16 protein-coding genes are annotated in these 16,931 nt (G+C 63.7%); 4 read left to right on the top strand and 12 right to left on the bottom strand.

Translation table 11 applies throughout. The features are described from left to right. Positions 1-182 precede the first annotated feature (182 nt). The 3 genes from P0D70_RS20600 to P0D70_RS20590 form a co-directional block, all read right to left on the bottom strand. On the bottom strand, positions 183-1,769 hold the full coding sequence (locus P0D70_RS20600; RefSeq protein ID WP_408185841.1) for a GMC family oxidoreductase: 1,587 nt from the start codon (positions 1,767-1,769) through the stop codon (positions 183-185). 118 nt (positions 1,770-1,887) lie between these two features. Further along, positions 1,888-2,583 (bottom strand): twin-arginine translocation signal domain-containing protein, encoded by a 696-nt coding sequence (locus tag P0D70_RS20595; RefSeq protein ID WP_408185840.1) that lies wholly within the window; start codon positions 2,581-2,583, stop codon positions 1,888-1,890. A gap of 111 nt (positions 2,584-2,694) precedes the next feature. Beyond that, positions 2,695-3,093, bottom strand: coding sequence for a VOC family protein (locus P0D70_RS20590; protein WP_408185839.1), 399 nt, complete (start codon positions 3,091-3,093; stop codon positions 2,695-2,697). Positions 3,094-3,496: 403 nt separating this feature from the next. Here P0D70_RS20590 and P0D70_RS20585 point away from each other — a divergent pair, with 403 nt between their 5' ends. Then, positions 3,497-3,907: a DUF2000 family protein gene (locus P0D70_RS20585; RefSeq protein ID WP_408185838.1), complete on the top strand. Its 411-nt coding sequence runs from the start codon at positions 3,497-3,499 to the stop codon at positions 3,905-3,907. A 24-nt stretch (positions 3,908-3,931) separates the two neighbouring features. Here the strand turns inward: P0D70_RS20585 and P0D70_RS20580 are convergent, their stop codons facing one another. From P0D70_RS20580 to P0D70_RS20570, 3 genes are read right to left on the bottom strand one after another with little or no spacing between them, the layout of a single operon-like run. Next, a complete protein-coding gene (locus tag P0D70_RS20580; protein ID WP_091792736.1) occupies positions 3,932-4,456 on the bottom strand; it encodes an Lrp/AsnC family transcriptional regulator in 525 nt (174 codons plus the stop codon). Next, the gene (locus P0D70_RS20575; protein ID WP_408185837.1) at positions 4,453-6,123 is read right to left on the bottom strand and encodes an acyl-CoA synthetase; all 1,671 of its coding nucleotides are present in this window, start codon (positions 6,121-6,123) and stop codon (positions 4,453-4,455) included. The genes P0D70_RS20580 and P0D70_RS20575 overlap by 4 nt, the downstream gene beginning before the upstream one ends. Next, complete coding sequence (locus P0D70_RS20570; RefSeq protein WP_408185836.1) at positions 6,120-7,037, bottom strand: SDR family oxidoreductase; 918 nt, start codon at positions 7,035-7,037, stop codon at positions 6,120-6,122. Before P0D70_RS20570 ends, P0D70_RS20575 begins: the two co-directional genes overlap by 4 nt. Positions 7,038-7,209: 172 nt before the next feature. On the opposite strand from P0D70_RS20570, the gene P0D70_RS20565 reads away from it, so the two are divergent. Further along, entirely contained in the window at positions 7,210-7,932 is a 723-nt protein-coding gene (locus P0D70_RS20565) for a TetR/AcrR family transcriptional regulator (RefSeq protein WP_408185835.1), read from the top strand. A gap of 60 nt (positions 7,933-7,992) precedes the next feature. On the opposite strand, the gene P0D70_RS20560 is transcribed toward P0D70_RS20565, so the two are convergent. The 4 genes from P0D70_RS20560 to P0D70_RS20545 all read right to left on the bottom strand — a co-directional run bounded on the left by P0D70_RS20560 (position 7,993) and on the right by P0D70_RS20545 (position 12,368). After that, on the bottom strand, positions 7,993-9,342 hold the full coding sequence (locus tag P0D70_RS20560; RefSeq protein ID WP_408185834.1) for a dicarboxylate/amino acid:cation symporter: 1,350 nt from the start codon (positions 9,340-9,342) through the stop codon (positions 7,993-7,995). 100 nt (positions 9,343-9,442) lie between these two features. Beyond that, entirely contained in the window at positions 9,443-10,057 is a 615-nt protein-coding gene (gene leuD / locus P0D70_RS20555) for a 3-isopropylmalate dehydratase small subunit (protein WP_408185843.1), read from the bottom strand. Continuing rightward, positions 10,057-11,472, bottom strand: a complete 1,416-nt coding sequence (gene leuC, locus P0D70_RS20550) for a 3-isopropylmalate dehydratase large subunit (protein ID WP_408185833.1) — start codon at positions 11,470-11,472, stop codon at positions 10,057-10,059. Before leuC ends, leuD begins: the two co-directional genes overlap by 1 nt. Before the next feature lie 17 nt (positions 11,473-11,489). Further along, the gene (locus P0D70_RS20545) at positions 11,490-12,368 is read right to left on the bottom strand and encodes an alpha/beta fold hydrolase (protein WP_408185832.1); all 879 of its coding nucleotides are present in this window, start codon (positions 12,366-12,368) and stop codon (positions 11,490-11,492) included. Positions 12,369-12,462: 94 nt separating this feature from the next. Between P0D70_RS20545 and P0D70_RS20540 the strand changes: the two genes are divergently transcribed. Beyond that, on the top strand, positions 12,463-13,365 hold the full coding sequence (locus tag P0D70_RS20540; RefSeq protein ID WP_408185831.1) for a LysR family transcriptional regulator: 903 nt from the start codon (positions 12,463-12,465) through the stop codon (positions 13,363-13,365). Between the two features lie 40 nt (positions 13,366-13,405). Here P0D70_RS20540 and P0D70_RS20535 read toward each other — a convergent pair whose 3' ends face one another. Further along, on the bottom strand, positions 13,406-13,597 hold the full coding sequence (locus P0D70_RS20535; protein ID WP_408185830.1) for a hypothetical protein: 192 nt from the start codon (positions 13,595-13,597) through the stop codon (positions 13,406-13,408). Between the two features lie 116 nt (positions 13,598-13,713). Next, complete coding sequence (locus tag P0D70_RS20530) at positions 13,714-14,652, bottom strand: LysR family transcriptional regulator (protein ID WP_408185829.1); 939 nt, start codon at positions 14,650-14,652, stop codon at positions 13,714-13,716. 146 nt (positions 14,653-14,798) lie between these two features. Here P0D70_RS20530 and P0D70_RS20525 point away from each other — a divergent pair, with 146 nt between their 5' ends. Then, entirely contained in the window at positions 14,799-16,919 is a 2,121-nt protein-coding gene (locus tag P0D70_RS20525; RefSeq protein WP_408185828.1) for a 3-hydroxyacyl-CoA dehydrogenase NAD-binding domain-containing protein, read from the top strand. Positions 16,920-16,931 lie beyond the last annotated feature (12 nt).

The following is a 16,931-nucleotide window of genomic DNA, read 5'->3' as shown; positions in this document are numbered from 1 at the left end:
CCCCCCCCCCCCCCCCCCATCCCGCCCCCCCCCCCCCCCCCCCCCCCCCGCGCGCCCCCCCCCCCCCCCCCCCCCCCCCCCCCCCCCCCCCCCCCCCCCGCCCGCGTTCGTCAACATACGCCGGCATTCACCGCTCGACAATTGCCTCGAACCCGAACGCCGCCCTGCCCCGTCGGACCGCTTTATACAGCGCGTTTGTTCATCTGCGCCGCAATGTGATCGGCCTGGCGGATCGCCAGCGTCACGATCGTCATGGTCGGATTTTCCGCCGCGCCGGTGGTGAACTGGCTACCGTCCGAAATGAACAGGTTCGATACTTCATGCGTCTGCCCGAACCGGTTGCACACGCCGTCTTCCGCGCGCGCGCTCATGCGGGCCGTGCCGAGGTTATGCGTGGACGGATACGGCGGCACGCGATAGACCGTCTTCGCACCCGCCGCTTCGTACACCGCGGTGCCCTGCCTGTACGCGTGCTCGCGCATCGCTTCGTCGTTCGGATGATCGTCGAAATGCACGTTGGCGACCGGCTGGCCGTACTGGTCCTTCACGTCGGTATTCAAGGTCACGCGATTGCTCTCGCGCGGCATATCCTCGCCGACGATCCACATACCCGCCGTGTACGCGTATTGATCCATTGCCTGGGTGAAGGTCGGACCCCACGCGCCAGGATTGAGAAAGGCCGCATAAAACGGCAGGCCGAGCGACACGGTCTCCATGTGATAGCCACCTGCGAAGCCACGCTGCGGATTGAACGCCGCCTCGTCCTCGATGATGCCGGCCATCGTGGTGCCCTTGAACATTTCCACCTTGTCGTTGAACACCGCGTACACCGAGCCCGTGGTATGACGCATGTAGTTGCGGCCCACCTGCCCCGAACCGTTCGCGAGGCCCTGCGGGAACCTGCTCGAATGCGAGTTCAGCAGCAGGCGCGGCGTTTCGATCGAGTTGCCGGCCACCGCGACGATGCGCGCCTTTTGCCGCTGCAGCTTGCCGTTGCCGTCGTAGTAGAGCACCTCCTTCGCCTTACCGCGCGCGTCGGTTTCAATGCGCACCACGTGGGCCTGTGTGCGCAATTCCATATGGCCGGTGGCCTGGGCGCGCGGCAATTCGGTGTAGAGCGTCGACCACTTCGCACCAGTGCGACACCCCTGAAAACAGAAGCCGCGCTGGAAGCAATGCGCGCGGTCGTCACGCACCACGCTATTGATCGCCATGTGCCCGGTATTGCAGTCCTTGTAACCGACCTTCATCGCGCCGGCCGACATCACCTTGAAGTTGTTGTTGCCTGGCAGGCCCGGAAGACCGTTGGTGCGCGTAATGCCCATCTTCTGCTGCGCGCGGTCGTAGTACGGATCGAGTTCCTCGCGCGTGAGCGGCCAGTCGAGCAGATTGGCATCCTTGATAGCGCCGTAGGTCGTCTTCGCCTTGAACTCGTGCGGCCTGATCCGCAGACTCGCGCCGGCCCAGTGCGTGGTCGTGCCGCCCACCGTCTTGCAGATCCAGGCGGGGAGATTCGGAAAGTCTTTGGCGATGCGCCAGGTGCCCGAGGTGGTGCGTTTATCGAGCCAGGACAGCATCTGGAACGAGCCCCACTCGTCGGTTGTGAAATCGCCTTGCGTGTGCAGCTTACCCGCCTCCAGCACGACGACGTTGATACCCTTCTGCGCCAGTTCGTTGGCAAGCGTGCCGCCGCCGGCACCCGAGCCGATAATCACGACGACCTTGTCGTCGTTGTGCGAAAAACGCACCTTGTTGTTGTCCTGTTCCATGTCCTGTCTCCTCTATTGACCCGAGTTGGGCTGCCGGCCAGAGTCGGCGCTTTAGCGCTTACTCGAGTCCCTTGGCGCGTGACTCCGGTCCCATGCACGATGGTGACTGTCGCAGCGGTTAGCTATCCGTCGGAATCGGGCCGCTGGCGGCGGCCGGCGGATTGGGCAGCCACGAGAGACTGTTGAAGCCCTTGTACAGGTAGCCGCCGTCGCCTTCCGAAGCGCCGTAGCCGAAGTGCGTATACGCCATGGTGTTGGCGTATAGCGAGACCACCGCGGTGCCGCGTATCGTGTTGAAGAACGGTGTGCCCGCGAGCGCCGCGACGTCTTGCGCCTGGTCCGACGGCGTGCGTTTGAGCCAGTCCGAACCCGCTTGCGCGTCGAGCTGTTTGACACCATCGGCGAGTTGCTGGCGCACTGCCGGATCGGCTTTCGCTTTGGCGTCGAGGTCCTTGACGACCAGCGCGTAGACCGCGTTGTCCAGCGTGGGGTGCGGATAGAGCTGCCGCGTGAAGGCCAGAATCACTTCGCCCTGGTGCGTGTCGAGTCCTTGCATTTCGAGCGCCCAGGCGCGGCTCGGCGCGAAGGCCGACAACACCGAAGAAGCCGCCAGCGTGCCCATCAGCACGCCGGTGCCTTTCAATAGCTCGCGCCGTGTGAGCGGAATCCTCAATGCGGCGGTGGCGGCGGTGGCGGCGGTGGCGGCCTTCGCCGCACCATGCTCACCGGGGTGCTCGTGAGTATGCTCGTGCCCGTGATGATGCGCATGATGTGCGTGATCGGACGCGACGATCGGGATGATCGTTGTCTTCATGTCTGTCTCCTTTGTCGACCGGAGCGAGTGCAAAGCACCTACTCGGTCCCATCTAATCTGGTTGCTGTGGGGTACTGCAACTACACGCGGCGGCCGCCTGGATTGCTTTTACTATTGATAGTGGCCGTAGCGTTCCAGCACTTCGATCTTGTAGCCGTCAGGGTCCTGAATGAAAAAGTAGCGCGCCAGCAACTCGCCGTTGTCGTTGTGAAACTCGCGCAGATCGTTGGGCGCCATGCCGAGGTCGAGCAGACGCAGCCGTTCGCTCTTTGCATCGTCGACGCAGAACGCAACGTGGCCGTAGCCGTCACCATGCGAATACGGTTCCTCCCGGCCTTTATTCCAGGTGAGTTCTATTTCGGCGTCGGCCTCCTCGTTGCGCAAGTAGACGAGCGTGAAGTCCGGAAAGTCGAGCCGGTGCGATACGTCCAGATTGAAAGCTCTTTGATAGAACTGCAGCGAGCGCGGCAGATCGTGCACACGGATCATCGTGTGAATGAGTTTGGCCATCGGTGTCCCCTCCTGTTTGAACCAAGTTTAGGAGGCCGCGAACGCGAGTGGTAATGCACGGCTAAATCGCGCCAGGGACTTGCCCTATGTTGCGGGCGCGTCGACGGCATGCGCCTGCCGCACGTAATAGCGGCGCAAATGGCGGCGCAAACGGCGATGAGCATGACGCCCCTTCAGGTTGCAATGCAGCACGCGGCGCACTTCGAACGCTGTTTGCTGAATGGCATTAGGGCAAAACCCGACATGGACCGCGTGAAAAAGCGCGGCTGGTGAAGTCCATTCGTTTTTGCTCTGCGCTCGTGCACACGCGCTCGAGTTTCCATAAGATTCGAGTGTGAATACCTTCTTGACCGACGGGCGCTGTAGCAACCCTGCATCGCCCGGCTGTGGAGCGTCGTGCGTTATGGAATTCGATACGAAAGTCGCGATCATCGTGCTGGACGATCTCGCTGTGTGGCAAAAACTCAATGTGACCGCGTTTCTCGCAACAGGAATCGCGGGCGCGGCGCCTGAGGCAATGGGCGAGCCTTACGAGGATGCGGCTGGCCGTCGGCATGCGCGGCTGCTCGGCCAGCCGATGATGGTGTACCAGGCGGACAACGCAGGTTTGCAGCGCGCGCTTCGTCAGGGTATCGAACGTGAATTGACGCGTGCCGTGTATGTACGCGCGATGTTCTCGACCGGTCACGATCAGGCGAACCGGGAAGTGTTCCGCGCCGAACCCGCTGATGCGCCTGATCTCGTCGGGCTTGCGGTGCGCGGACCGAAGAAGGCGGTCGACAAAGCGGTGAAAGGTCTCTCGCTGCATGACTGAGACGCAGCGATCGCTTATCGTGCTTCAGAGTGCCGGACTCGGGCCGCGCTCCAGATACGTAGTCAGCGCGATATAGCTGCGCGTGCCGGTAAAACCTTCGATCGCGTGAATGCGCGCAAGCAGCTGCTCGAGCGATTGCGTGTTACGTGTGCGGACTTTGAGCAGCATGGCGCTCTCGCCCGTCACAGTGTGAATCTCCTCGACTTCCGGCAGTTCTTCCAACGCCAGTAGTTGCCGCGTCACCGCCCAACTCGTCGTATCGACATGCACGAACGCGAGTAACGGACGATTCAGTTTGGCGGCATCGAGTGCGGCGACAGTGGCCTTGATCACGCCTTCTTTCTTCAAGCGCCTCGCGCGCTCGTGGACGGCGGGCGCCGACAGAAACAGCAGTTTGCCGAGTTCCGCATAAGTACGCGTCGCGTCTTCGGCGAGCAGCGCGAGGAGCCTCCGGTCGGTGTCGTCCAGTGGCGCCGCGCCGGGTTGCGCGCCCGAATCTCTCGGCGCCCTGCCGCCGCGCGTCGCCGGTTGACGCTGGCGCGTGCTCATCGCGGCTCGGGTTTTGACGCTGGATTCTCCGCGTCTTGTCCGAGTCCTTCGCGCAGCGCCTTGCGGATCACCTTGCCGGTCGCCGTCAGCGGCAGGCTGTCGACAAAGCGAATCTCGCGCGGATATTCGTGCGCGGCGAGGCGCGTTTTGACGTGCTGCTGTATCTGACGCACGAGCGCCGCGTCGCCGACAAAGCCGGGGTTCAGCACCACGAACGCCATAACGATCTCCGTGCGCTCGCGATCCGGCGCACCGATCACGGCCGCCATCGAAACAGCCGGATGACGCAGCAGCGAATCTTCGATCGAAGCCGGCCCGATCCGGTAACCCGCGCTCGTGATCAAGTCGTCGCCACGGCCGACAAAACGGATAAAGCCGTCCGCGTCGCGCGTACCCAGGTCTCCGGTCACCAGAAACTTGCCGCGGAATTTCTCGCGCGTCGCCGCCTCGTTGCCCCAGTAGCCGAGAAACATGACCGGATCGGGCGCGGCTACGGCGATATCGCCTATCGCACCGGCCGGCAGTTCGTTGCCATCCAGATCGACGATCGCAACATGATGCCCCGGCACCGCGCGGCCGATCGCGCCGAAGCACGGCTCGAACAGCGCCGCGCACGACGACACCACGACGTTGCATTCCGTCTGCCCATAGAACTCGTTGATGGTGACGCCCAGCGCCTTGCGGCCCCAGCCGATCAATTCCTCGCCGAGCGATTCGCCGCCGCTCGCCACCGAACGCAGCGCGAGATTCCAGCGCTCGGGACGTTCGACGCCGCGCATCATCTTCAGCGCGGTGGGCGGCAAAAACGTATGCGAGACCGCGTGACGCGCCATCAGATCGAAAGCGGCCTGACCGTCGAATTTCGCAAAGCGGCGCGCCAATACCGGCACGCCGTGATGCCACGACGGCAGCAGCACGTCGAACAGGCCGCCGATCCACGCCCAGTCGGCGGGCGTCCACATCAGCGTGGCGTGCGCGGGAAAACCCTGCTGCGACATTTCCACGCCGGGCAGATGACCGAGCAACACGCGATGCCCGTGCAACGCGCCTTTCGGTTTGCCGGTCGTGCCGGAGGTATAGATGATGACGGCGGGATCGTCGGCGCCCGTGTCGGCGGGCGTGAAGTCCGCGCTCGCGTGGTTCAGCGCGTGCCAGAACGAACGCACGGGCGATTGCGGATCGCCATTGTCCTCAGCGATATCCACGCTGAAAACAGTGCGTAGCGCAGGCAATGCCGCGCGGATTTCGTCGACCTTGCACATACCGCCTTGATCGGTAATCAACGCTACCGCGCCGCTATCGCCGAGCCGGTGTTCGATCGCGTCGACGCCGAATAGCGCGAACAGCGGCACGGCTACCATGCCGGCCTTGTAGGCGGCGAGATGCGCGATCGCCGTTTCGACAGACTGCGACAGGAAGATGCCGATGCGGTCGCCGCGCTGCGCGCCCGCTGCGAGCAACGCATTGGCGAAGCGGTCGGACAGCACCTTCAACTGGTCGAACGTATAGCGGGTGGCGTTGCCCTCGGGATCTTCGTAGATCAGCGCGAGGCGGCCGGAGCCGTCGGCCCATTTATCGCACACGTCGACGCCGATGTTGTAGCGCGCCGGGATCTGCCAGGCGAAGTTTGCCGTCAGCGATTCGTAGGTCTGGCCGTCGAGGTTCATGGCGTCTGCTCCTGCAAGCCGGCCGGCGGTTGATAGCGCGGGAAGCCGTTATATTCGATCGTACGCTCCGCTTGCGGAAGCGGCCATGAATGGCGAGCGTTCGGCACGCCGCCGTCGACGCGGATCACCGTGCCGTTGATGAACGCCGAGGCCTCCGACAACAGAAATACCGCAGCGCTGGCGAGTTCGGATTCGGTGCCGAAGCGCTGCAGCGGGACCTTGTGCTTGAGCGTGCGCAGCAGCGCCTGGTAGTCTTCGTTATAGCTGTCCATACCCGCCGACGCTATCCAGCCCGGTGCGACGGCGTTGACTCTTACCCCCGCGTGACCCCATTCACAGGCGGCGGTTTCGGTGAAATTCCATACACCCGCGCGGGCCGCGCCCGAGTGCCCCATGCCGGGCATGCCGCCCCAGATGTCCGCCAGCATGTTCACGATCGTGCCGCCGTGATGTTCCATCCATTGCGTATAGCACTCGCGGGACATCAGGAACGTGCCGTGCAGATTGTTGCGCACGACCGCGTCCCAGCCGTTCAACGAAATCTTTTCAAGCTTTGCTGGGAATTGGCCGCCCGCGCAGTTGAAGAGGCCGTCTATGCGATGCAGGTCTGCCACGATCGAAGCGATCGTTTCACGTACCTGTTGCTCGTTGCGAATGTCGCAGGAATAAATCTTATGGCCGGCGGTGTGACGATGATCTTCGGCCAGTTCGGTTTGCACCGTTTTCAGCTTGTCTTCGCTGCGGCCGACCAGCGCCAGGGTCGCCCCTAACGACGCGAGTTCGTGCGCCGTGCATCGGCCTAAGCCACTGCCCGCGCCGGTGACGATAATCACTTTGCCGGCGAAAAGGCCTTCGCGGAAAACTGAACGGTAGCCGCTCGCTGGCGGCGATGTACTCGACGAAGCTGCGGGCATTCGGCTGTCTCCTCCATGTGCTGCGCTTTCGATGTTTGTTGAGTTTAGCTCAGGTCTTTATCCTGTGCTGTGTTAGATGGTTAATTTTATTTGCATCATGCTAGTCTTTGCACGGCCGCATTCCTTGAGCTAGACTCAACTCACCAAATCACAGCACCGCCCGGCTCTCTCGATGACCACCTCGGCCCTTTCCCGCCGCGTGCCCGTGCAGGCGCGCTCCGAACAGCGACTCAAGGCGATTCTGGAGGCGGCCCGGCTCGTCTTTTCCGAAGTCGGCTATGCGTCGGCCACCATGACGGAGATCGCCGGGCGCGTCGGCGTGTCCGAGGCGACGATCTTCACGTACTTCGCCAGCAAGCGCGATCTCTGCGTGCGCGTGCTCGGCAATTGGTACGACGAGATCATCAGCCAGGTCGAAAGCGAATTGCCGCTGATCGCAGGCACGCGCAACAAGTTCGCGTACCTCGTGCGCACGCACCTCTACCGGCTCACCGTCGACGGCACCGGTTTGTGCGCGCTCATTCTTTCCGAAGGGCGCGAGAAGGACGACAAGTTCGGCGACGTGATCGTCGAACTGCAGCGCCGCTATACGGCGCCGATGATGAACGTGCTCGCCGAAGGCGTGGCGAGCGGCGATATTCGCGGGGATATGCCGCTCGGCCTGCTACGCTCGGCCGTATATGGCCCGATGGAACACGTGCTGTGGGACGCGGTGCGCAAACAGAAAGCCGTCGATATCGAAGCCACCGCCGCTTCGCTGAGCGATCTGCTGTGGCAAGGACTCGTGCCGCCCGATGCGCAGCAGGCCGCATTGCGGCAACTGCGCAGCGATGTTGTCGGTGCGGTGAAGCGGTTCGAGGCGGCGGTTGAAGTGACGGTGCCGCGGCTCAAGTGAGGCGTTGCCGTGGCTGCCGTGAATCGAACTCATGGTTTGTCACGGGCGGCAGCTGCATGATCATATCGAGCGGCGCGCGTCCCCTTTCCGCACGGCAGCGGCCATCGCACCTTCTTCCGTCGGACTCGCCTCACTCACCGAGCCCGCGCCCGCCGGCCGTGCCAACGCCGCCCTGAGCCTGTCGCGATCCAGTTCCTTTTCCCACGCCGCGATCACGATCGACGCCACGCCGTTACCCATCGTATTCGTCAGCGCCCGGCACTCGGACATGAAGCGGTCGATGCCGAGTATCAACACCATGGCCGTCACCGGCACGGTCGGCACCACCGAAAGACTCGCGGCCAGCGTGATGAAACCCGCCCCCGTGACGCCCGTCGACCCTTTGGAGGTCAGCATCGTCACGGCCAGCAGCGTGATTTCCTGGGTGATCGTCAAATGGGTGTTGGTGGCCTGCGCGAGAAACAGCACCGCAAGCGTCATATAGATATTGGTGCCGTCGAGATTGAACGAGTAGCCGGTCGGCACCACGAGTCCGACAATCCCGCGCGAGCAGCCGAGCCGTTCGAGCTTGTTCATCAGTTGCGGCAACGCCGCTTCGGACGTGCACGTGCCGAGCACGATCAGCAACTCGTCCTTGATGTACACGACAAAGCGCCACAAGCTGAACCCGCATGCGCGGGCAATCAGGCCGAGACCACACGAGACGAACAGAAACGCGGTCAGATAGAACGTGCCGATCAGTTTCAGCATCGGCAGCAAAGAGACGATGCCATACTTGCCGATCGTGAACGCGATCGCGCCGAACGCCCCGATTGGAGCGAGGCTGGTAATCATGCGCACGATACGAAAGAACGTTTTCGACAGCAATTCGATCAGGCCGATCAGCGGTTTGGCGGGTTCGCCCATCACCGCGAGCGCGGTGCCGAACAGCATCGCGATCAGCAGCACGGGCAGGATGTCGCCCTGAGTGAAAGCGCCGGCGAACGTCTCGGGAATGATGTGCATGAAAAAGCCCGCGAGCCCATCACCATGCGCGGCTTGTGCGGCGTAACCCGCGATCGCGCCGGCATCGAGCGTGGCTGGATCGACATTGAAGCCGACGCCCGGTTTCAGCACATGCGCGGCGAGCAATCCGATCGCGAGAGCGAACGTCGACACCACTTCGAAATACAGCAGGGCTTTGCTGCCGACGCGCCCGACCTTGCGCATGTCGTGCATGCTGGCAATCCCGGTCACGACCGTGCAGAAAATCACCGGGCCGATGATCATCCGCACGAGTTTGATGAAGGCGTCGCCGAGCGGCTTCATCGCCACGGCGTCCGTGGGCAGAAAGTGCCCGAACGCCACGCCGATGACGATCGCCACGATCACCTGCACATAAAGCACCTTGTAGAACGGCTTGCGTTTCATGTCTCCTCCGTTATTGCGGGCAAAGCGCGTCCCTTCCCTTCTGGCGGGGAATCCGTCACGCGCGGTTCGATTGATCGGCGGCGAAGATGCCGCCATGGCGTTACAACACGGCGGCCCAGCTATGCCGTGCGAAGTGGTCACGCTCGAATGCTTCGATATCGTGCAATGAAGCGAGCGTGAGATCGATGGTGTCCATGCCTTCCATCACCATCCGTTTATGACGGGCGCCGAGCGGGAACGCGAACACGCGTCCCGCGGCGGACGTCACCGTTTGTCGTGCGATATCGATATGTAATGCCGCTGCGGGTTGCGTGGCCGCGTCATGAAGCAGGAGGTCGATCGCGTCGCGTTCCAGTTGAACGAGCAGCAAGCGGTTGTTCATCGCGTTCGAATAGAAAATCTCCGCGAAGCTGGGCGCGATGACCGCGTCGAAACCGGCTTGCTGAAGCCCCCACACTGCGTGCTCGCGGCTCGATCCGCAGCCGAAGTTCGAGCCGCCGATCAGAATCCGCGCGTGGCGATACTCAGGCCGGTTCAGCACGCAATCGGCACGCGGCTCGCCTTGCGCGTCGAAACGTAGATCGTAGAGCAGGCCGTCCTTGAGCCCGGCCTTGTCGATGATGCGCAGAAACTGCTTCGGCATGATCTGGTCGGTATCGAGGTTTTCGATCGGCAACGGCACGGCGCTCCCATGGATTTCAGCGAGTCGGGTCATCATGGCTGCGTCTCCAGTGTGCGAACGTCGGTGATGCGCCCGGTCAGGGCGGCCGCCGCGGCCATTGCCGGACTCATCAGGTGAGTGCGGCCGCCACGGCCCTGGCGACCTTCGAAGTTGCGGTTAGTGGTGGACGCACAGCGTTCGCCGGGCGCCAGAAAATCGTCGTTCATCGCAAGACACATCGAGCAGCCCGGCTCGCGCCACTCGAAACCGGCCTGGCGCAAGGTGGCCGCGATGCCTTCGGCTTCCGCCTGGCGGCGCACGCTGCCCGAACCGGGCACGACCATCGCTCGCACGCCCTGCGCGACGTGCCGCCCTGCTGCGATCGATGCGACGACGCGCAGGTCTTCGATGCGTCCATTGGTGCATGAACCGATGAACACGCGATCGATCGGCGTGCCCGCGATCGGCTGATCCGCATCGAGACCGACATAGTCGAGCGCGCGGCGCAACGCGGCGGCGGCTTCCGGTGTTGCCTGCGCGGACGCGGTGGGAATCCGTTCGTCGACGGCAACGGACTGGTCGGGACTCGTGCCCCATGTGACGAACGGCGCCACCTCGTGCGCGTCGAATCGATGTTCGATATCGAAGTGCGCGCCGGGATCCGTTTTCAGTTCGCGCCAGTCGTCCAATGCGGCACGCCATGCGGCCTCGTCGAGCGAGGTCGCATGGGTCCGCACATAGTCGAACGTGGTGGCGTCGGGTGCGATCAGCGCGGCACGCGCGCCTGCTTCGACTGTCATGTTGCACAAAGTCATGCGCGCTTCCGCCGACAGCGACGCGATCGTCGAGCCGGCGAATTCCACCGCATAGCCGCGCGCGCCCTGTGCGCCGATGCGGCTGATGATCCACAGAATCAGGTCTTTCGACGAAGTGCCGTACGGCAACACGCCGTCGATCGTGATACGCATGGTCTGCGCGATGCGATAGACCAGCGTCTGCGTGGCGAGCACATGCTCGACCTCCGACGTGCCGATGCCGAAACCCAACGCGCCGAGCGCGCCATACGTGGTGGTGTGGCTGTCGCCGCACAGCACGACCATGCCCGGCCTGACCAGCCCGCGCTCGGGCGCGACGATATGTTCGATACCTTGCAGCGGATCGTTCGCCGCGTGCAACGCGATGCCGGCCTCCGCGCAGTTGCGCGCCAGGTTGTTCGCCAGCAGCGACGACGCGGCATCGCGGATCACGCGGGGCGATTCCGCATGCGTCGGAATGATGTGGCTGACCACCGCAAGCTGCTGCTTCGGCCTGCGTACGCGCCGCGCTTTCGCGGCCAGCGCGCTGAAGGCCTGCGGACTCGTGTATTCGTTCATCAGATGCAGATCGACGTAGAGCAGCACGTTCTGTTCGTCGACACGCGTCACGACATGCGAGTCGACCAGCTTCTCGTAAAGGGTTCGGTTTGACATGATGAATGCTCGAACGGCTAGGCCTGCAGGAACGGAAGGACGCGTTCGAGCAGCAACTCGGGCGCTTCCTCGGGAATGTAGTGACCGCAAGGCAGCGCTGCGCCGCTTACGTGAGCGGACCATTGCCGCCATTCGGCGAGCGGCTCGAAGCATTGTTCAATCACGCCATGGGCGCCCCACAACGCCAGCAGATCGCATTCGATCTTTTGCCCTTCAGCGAGCGATGCGCGGTCATGTTCGAGGTCGATTGTGATGCTCGCGCGGTAGTCCTCGCAGATACCGTGTGCGGTGGCGGGGTCGCTCAGGCAGCGCAGATACTCGGCGTAGGCCGCATCCGTAAACGGAGCGAGTCCGGCGCTGCGCGCGCCGATGGTCTGCTTCAGGTAGAGATCGGGGTCCGCGCGAATCAGCGTCTCGGGAAACGGCGCGGGCCGCACGAGAAAGAACCAGTGCCAGTAAGCGTGCGCGAAGTCGAACGAGGTTTGTTCGTACATCGCAAGGGTCGGCGCGACATCGAGTGTCACGAGTCGCGTCACCGTGCGCGGGTGATCGAGCGCCATGCGAGCCGCGACGCGCCCGCCACGATCGTGGCCCATCACCGCGAAGCGGCTGAACCCCTGCTCGCGCATCAGCGCGATCTGATCGGCGGCCATCCGGCGCTTCGAATAATTCGCGTGATCGTGGGCGCCTTGCGGTTTGCCGCTGTCGCCATAGCCGCGCAAATCGGCGGCGATCACCGTGAAATGCCGCGCCAGCGTCGGCGCGACCTTGTGCCAGATCGCGTGAGTCTGCGGATGCCCGTGCAACAGCAGCAAAGCCGGCCCCGTGCCGCCGCGGACCGCGTTGATGCGGATTCCGTCGATCTGCGTCGAAGCATCTGTGAAATCTTCAAACATCGTTGCCTCCCATGTTTGAATGAAGTCTAATTGATGCCCACAACGATAGGGTTTCTCTTAAGGCAATCCGGAATTAACTTTTAGGAACGAATCGATGGACGGCTTTTCCGACCTGAATCTGTTCGCGCTGGTCGCACGTCACCGCAATCTCGCCGCGGCCGCGCGCGAGCTCGGCGTCACGCCGCCGTCGATCAGCAAGCGCCTCGCGCAACTCGAGCAGCGCCTCGGCGTGCGGCTAGTGAACCGCACCACGCGGCGCGTCAGTCTGACGGCGGAGGGCGAGATCTATCTGGCGAACGGCTCGCGCATTCTCGACGACCTCGCCGAACTCGAACAACTGGTCACCCAGAGCCGCGCCGAACCGGCCGGGCTGTTGCGGGTGAACGCGTCGTTCGGGTTCGGTCGCGCGCACGTCGCCCCGGCGATCTCGCGTTTCAGCGAGCGTTTCCCGTCGATGAAGATTCAATTGCATCTGTCCGACAGACCGGTCAGCCTGCAGGAAGAAGGCTTCGATCTCGGCATCCGCTTCGGCGAAGTGCCGGATGCGCGCATCAATGCGCGTTTGCTGCTGGAAAACCAGCGTCTCGTGTGCGCGGCGCCGGTATATCTGAAGCGCCACGGCGTGCCGGCAATGCCGCACGATCTCACGCGCCACGCGTGCCTCGTCTTGCGCGAGAACGAATCGGCATATGGCACGTGGCATTTCTCGCGCGGCAGGAAATCGGAGACGGTGAAGGTGGACGGGCCGTTGAGCAGCAACGACGGCAGCGCGGTCCTGAAGTGGGCGCTCGACGGCCGCGGCATCGCCGTGCGCTCGGCGTGGGAAGTCGCCGGTCATCTGCAGCGCGGCGAACTGGTACCGTTGATAACCGAGTGGAAGCTGCCGAACGCGGACATTCACGCCATCTATCTGGAGCGGCACCGCCTGTCGGCCAAGCTGAGAACGTTTATCGACTTTCTCGGCGACGAACTGCGCGAGAGCGTTCGGCGCATGTAGCGAGTCATCGGCCGAATCGGGTGAATCGACGAATTGCGCGTTACCCGGTTCGCTTGCTCCGCTGTTGCGCCCGGTTGGCACGCCAGCGCAGCACAAACCCGACGAGCGCGGCAAAAGCGGCGGTCGCCGCGTAGCCGGCGAGGCGAATCGCGTCTTCACTGGGCAAGCGGGAGATCATCAGCACGGCCACGGCGAGTGCAAGCACGGCTACAAGTCCGATGATCCATTTCATGTCAGGTCTCCGTTGCCACGGTTTTTATCAGGTGAGTACCGCTGTTCCCGCTGTTCCGTTAAGCATACCTGTGCGCCGCTCAAGATAAATCCGCAGTTTCTCTATGACGTCACGCATTATTCAGCCGTGTCGCTCCCTGTAGCCGAAGACACGGGCAACCCTCTCCCCGCCCCATGCGCCTGCTGCAAGATGAAATCGATGAACGTCGCGGCCGCGCGCGTGTGATGCCGGTTCGGCATATACAGCATGTACATGTGCGTGCCGAAGATGCTCAAGCGCCATTCGTCGAGCGCGGTCAATATCTCGCCACGGCGCAGGTCGTCCTGCACCACGTAATCCGGCACGAGGCCCACGCCCAGTCCGGCGAGCACCGCCTCGCGCAGGAACAGAAAGTTCTCGGAGATGAGGGTCGGCTCCAACAGCACTTCGTGCCGCTCGTCGCGCAAGTAAGCGGCCACGCGCAACTGCCTGCCGACCACGGCCGCGGTAATCAGCGGCGCCGTGCGCAGATCGTCGAGTTGCTTCGGCATACCATGCGTTTCAGCAAAGGCCGGCGACGCACACGCCACGTATCTGACCGGCCCCATGTCGCGCGCGACCAGGTTTTGCGGCGGCTCGGACATCACGCGCACGGCGATATCGACTTCGTCGCGCATCAGGTCTTCAACGCGGTTCTCGAACATGACGTCGAGCACGATGCCGGGATAAAGCCGCTTGAACGCAATCAGCCACTCCGACATGACGAGTTGCCCGTAACCGCTCGGCACGCTCAACCGTACGCGGCCCTGCAGGCTTTGTCCGAGCGTGGCGACGGATTCGCGCGCGGCGAGCAGCGCATTCTGGATCGTGCGGCCATGTTCGTAGAGCTGCAAGCCGATCTCGGTCGGCTCGACACGGCGCGTGGTGCGTCTCACCAGTTGCAGGCCGACCGAACGCTCCAGCTGGTTCAGGTGATAGCTCACGTTCGCGCGGCTCATTTTCAGCCGGCGCGCGGCTTCGCTGAGATTGCCGGCGTCCAGAATGTCTACCAGCAAGGTCAGGGAATTGACGTCCATAACGGCGCCTTTGTCAAAATAACCTTGACAGTCTGTCAACCGTCCATGTGATTGTCAATAAACCTTGACCACCCCACAATCGGAGAATTCGCCAGACCCGGCATGCTTTCCCGCGTGCAACCGATAACCAGTCAGGAGACGACATCATGACCCTCAACCCTTCGGCCGACGTTGTGACGCGCGAATTGCGCGGCAAGGTGCTGCTCGTGACGATCGACCACGCGCCGGTCAACGCGCTGTCAGCCGACGTGCGGCGCGGCCTGCTCGCCGCCGTCGAAGCCGCCGATGCCGATCAGGCCGTGGAAGCCGTGTTGATCGTCGGCGCGGGGCGCAATTTCATCGCCGGCGCGGACATTCGCGAGTTCGGCAAGCCGCCGGTGCCGCCCACGCTCCCGGACGTGTGCAACCGCATCGAGGCATGCACGAAGCCGGTGGTCGCGGCGATTCATGGCGCGGCGCTCGGCGGCGGTCTGGAAGTGGCGCTCGCGGCGCATTACCGGATTGCCGTCGAGGGCGCGAAGCTCGGCCTGCCTGAGGTGCAACTCGGCCTGCTGCCGGGCGCGGGCGGCACGCAGCGCACGCCGCGCCTGATCGGCGCCCAGGCCGCGCTCGATCTGATCCTGAGCGGCCGCCACGCCAGCGCGAAGGAAGCGCTGACGCTCGGTCTGATCGACCGCCTCGGCAGCAGCGACGACATCCTCGCCGAAGGGCTCGCCTATGTGCACGAGTTACTGGCCGCCCACGCGCCGGTGCGCCGCACGCGCGACGCGGACGCGCTCGGCGATCGTGCCGCGAGCCTCGCCGCGGTCGCCGCGGCGCGCGCGGAAACCGCGAAGAAATCGCGCGGCCTGTTCTCGCCGCTGAAAATCGTCGAGGCAGTCGAAGCGGCGATCGAACAGCCTTTCGACGAAGGCCTGCGACTCGAACGCAAACTGTTCCTCGAATGCATCGACAGCCCGCAACGTGCCGGCCTGATCCACGCGTTCTTTGCCGAGCGCGAAGTGCTCAAGGCGCCTGAAACGCGCGAGGCCAAACCGCGCGCGCTGAACACGATCGGCGTAGTGGGCGGCGGCACGATGGGCGCGGGCATCGCCGTCGCGGTGCTCGACGCCGGACTGCCGGTGACGATGATCGAACGCGATGACGCGTCGCTTGCGCGTGGCCGAGCGCACATCGAAAAAGTCTATGACGGCCTGATCGCCAAAGGCCGCATGAGCGCGGAAAAGAAGGCTGCGGTCATGACGCGCTGGAGCGGCAGCACGTCGTACGATGCGCTCGCCGACGCGGATCTCGTGATCGAAGCCGTCTTCGAAGACCTCGCCGTCAAACAGGCCGTGTTCGCCGAACTCGATCGCGTGTGCAAAGCAGGCGCCGTGCTCGCGACCAACACGTCGTATCTCGACATCGACGCCCTGGCCGCGAGCATTTCGCGCCCCGCCGACGTGATCGGCCTGCACTTCTTCTCGCCCGCCAACATCATGAAGCTGCTGGAAGTGGTGGTGCCGAAACAGGTCAGCGCGGACGTGGTCGCCACCGCGTTCGAACTCGCCAGGAAGTTGCGCAAGACACCGGTGCGCGCCGGCGTATGCGATGGCTTTATCGGCAACCGGGTGCTGGCCGTGTATCGCAGCGCCGCGGACGCCATGATGGAAGACGGCGCCTCGCCCTATCAGATCGATACGGCCGTGCGCGCGTTCGGCTTTCCGATGGGACCGTTCCAGGTGGTGGATCTCGCGGGCGGCGACATCGGCTGGGCGGCACGCAAGCGGCGCGCGGCTACGCGCAATCCCGCAGCACGTTATGTGCAGATCGCCGATCGCCTGTGCGAGCGCGGCTGGTTCGGCCAGAAAACCGGACGCGGTTTTTATCTGTATTCCGAAGGTTCACGCAGCGGCACGCCTGATCCCGAAGTCGAAGCGATTATCGACGCCGAACGCGCACGCGCCGGCATCACGCCGCGCAGTTTTACCGACGACGAAATCATCCGCCGCTATATGGCCGCAATGATCAACGAAGGCGCCAACGTCGTGCATGAGCGGATCGCGCTGCGGCCTCTGGATGTCGATGTGACCTTCCTGTACGGCTACGGCTTTCCGCGCTATCGCGGCGGCCCGATGAAATACGCGGATACGGTCGGCCTGCCGAAAATCCTCACCGACATTCGCGAGTTCGCCAAGGAGGACCCGCTGTTCTGGAAAGCCTCGCCGCTGCTGGTCGAACTGGTGGAACGCGGCGCCGATTTCGCGAGCCTGAATCAGACCGCCTGAGCCGGCGCATCA

The sequence above is a fragment of the Paraburkholderia sp. RL17-381-BIF-C genome, from assembly GCF_046026435.1.
In the GTDB taxonomy this organism is placed as follows: domain Bacteria; phylum Pseudomonadota; class Gammaproteobacteria; order Burkholderiales; family Burkholderiaceae; genus Paraburkholderia.
This window is presented reverse-complemented; position numbering and strand designations above follow the sequence as displayed.

Excerpts from the sequence above, each read along its gene's own strand:
- P0D70_RS20600 (WP_408185841.1), bottom strand. The coding sequence starts at position 1,769 with ATGGAACAGGACAACAACAAGGTGCGTTTTTCGCACAACGACGACAAG.
- P0D70_RS20595 (WP_408185840.1), bottom strand. The coding sequence starts at position 2,583 with ATGAAGACAACGATCATCCCGATCGTCGCGTCCGATCACGCACATCAT.
- P0D70_RS20590 (WP_408185839.1), bottom strand. The coding sequence starts at position 3,093 with ATGGCCAAACTCATTCACACGATGATCCGTGTGCACGATCTGCCGCGC.
- P0D70_RS20585 (WP_408185838.1), top strand. The coding sequence starts at position 3,497 with ATGGAATTCGATACGAAAGTCGCGATCATCGTGCTGGACGATCTCGCT.
- P0D70_RS20580 (WP_091792736.1), bottom strand. The coding sequence starts at position 4,456 with ATGAGCACGCGCCAGCGTCAACCGGCGACGCGCGGCGGCAGGGCGCCG.
- P0D70_RS20575 (WP_408185837.1), bottom strand. The coding sequence starts at position 6,123 with ATGAACCTCGACGGCCAGACCTACGAATCGCTGACGGCAAACTTCGCC.
- P0D70_RS20570 (WP_408185836.1), bottom strand. The coding sequence starts at position 7,037 with ATGCCCGCAGCTTCGTCGAGTACATCGCCGCCAGCGAGCGGCTACCGT.
- P0D70_RS20565 (WP_408185835.1), top strand. The coding sequence starts at position 7,210 with ATGACCACCTCGGCCCTTTCCCGCCGCGTGCCCGTGCAGGCGCGCTCC.
- P0D70_RS20560 (WP_408185834.1), bottom strand. The coding sequence starts at position 9,342 with ATGAAACGCAAGCCGTTCTACAAGGTGCTTTATGTGCAGGTGATCGTG.
- leuD (WP_408185843.1), bottom strand. The coding sequence starts at position 10,057 with ATGACCCGACTCGCTGAAATCCATGGGAGCGCCGTGCCGTTGCCGATC.
- leuC (WP_408185833.1), bottom strand. The coding sequence starts at position 11,472 with ATGTCAAACCGAACCCTTTACGAGAAGCTGGTCGACTCGCATGTCGTG.
- P0D70_RS20545 (WP_408185832.1), bottom strand. The coding sequence starts at position 12,368 with ATGTTTGAAGATTTCACAGATGCTTCGACGCAGATCGACGGAATCCGC.
- P0D70_RS20540 (WP_408185831.1), top strand. The coding sequence starts at position 12,463 with ATGGACGGCTTTTCCGACCTGAATCTGTTCGCGCTGGTCGCACGTCAC.
- P0D70_RS20535 (WP_408185830.1), bottom strand. The coding sequence starts at position 13,597 with ATGAAATGGATCATCGGACTTGTAGCCGTGCTTGCACTCGCCGTGGCC.
- P0D70_RS20530 (WP_408185829.1), bottom strand. The coding sequence starts at position 14,652 with ATGGACGTCAATTCCCTGACCTTGCTGGTAGACATTCTGGACGCCGGC.
- P0D70_RS20525 (WP_408185828.1), top strand. The coding sequence starts at position 14,799 with ATGACCCTCAACCCTTCGGCCGACGTTGTGACGCGCGAATTGCGCGGC.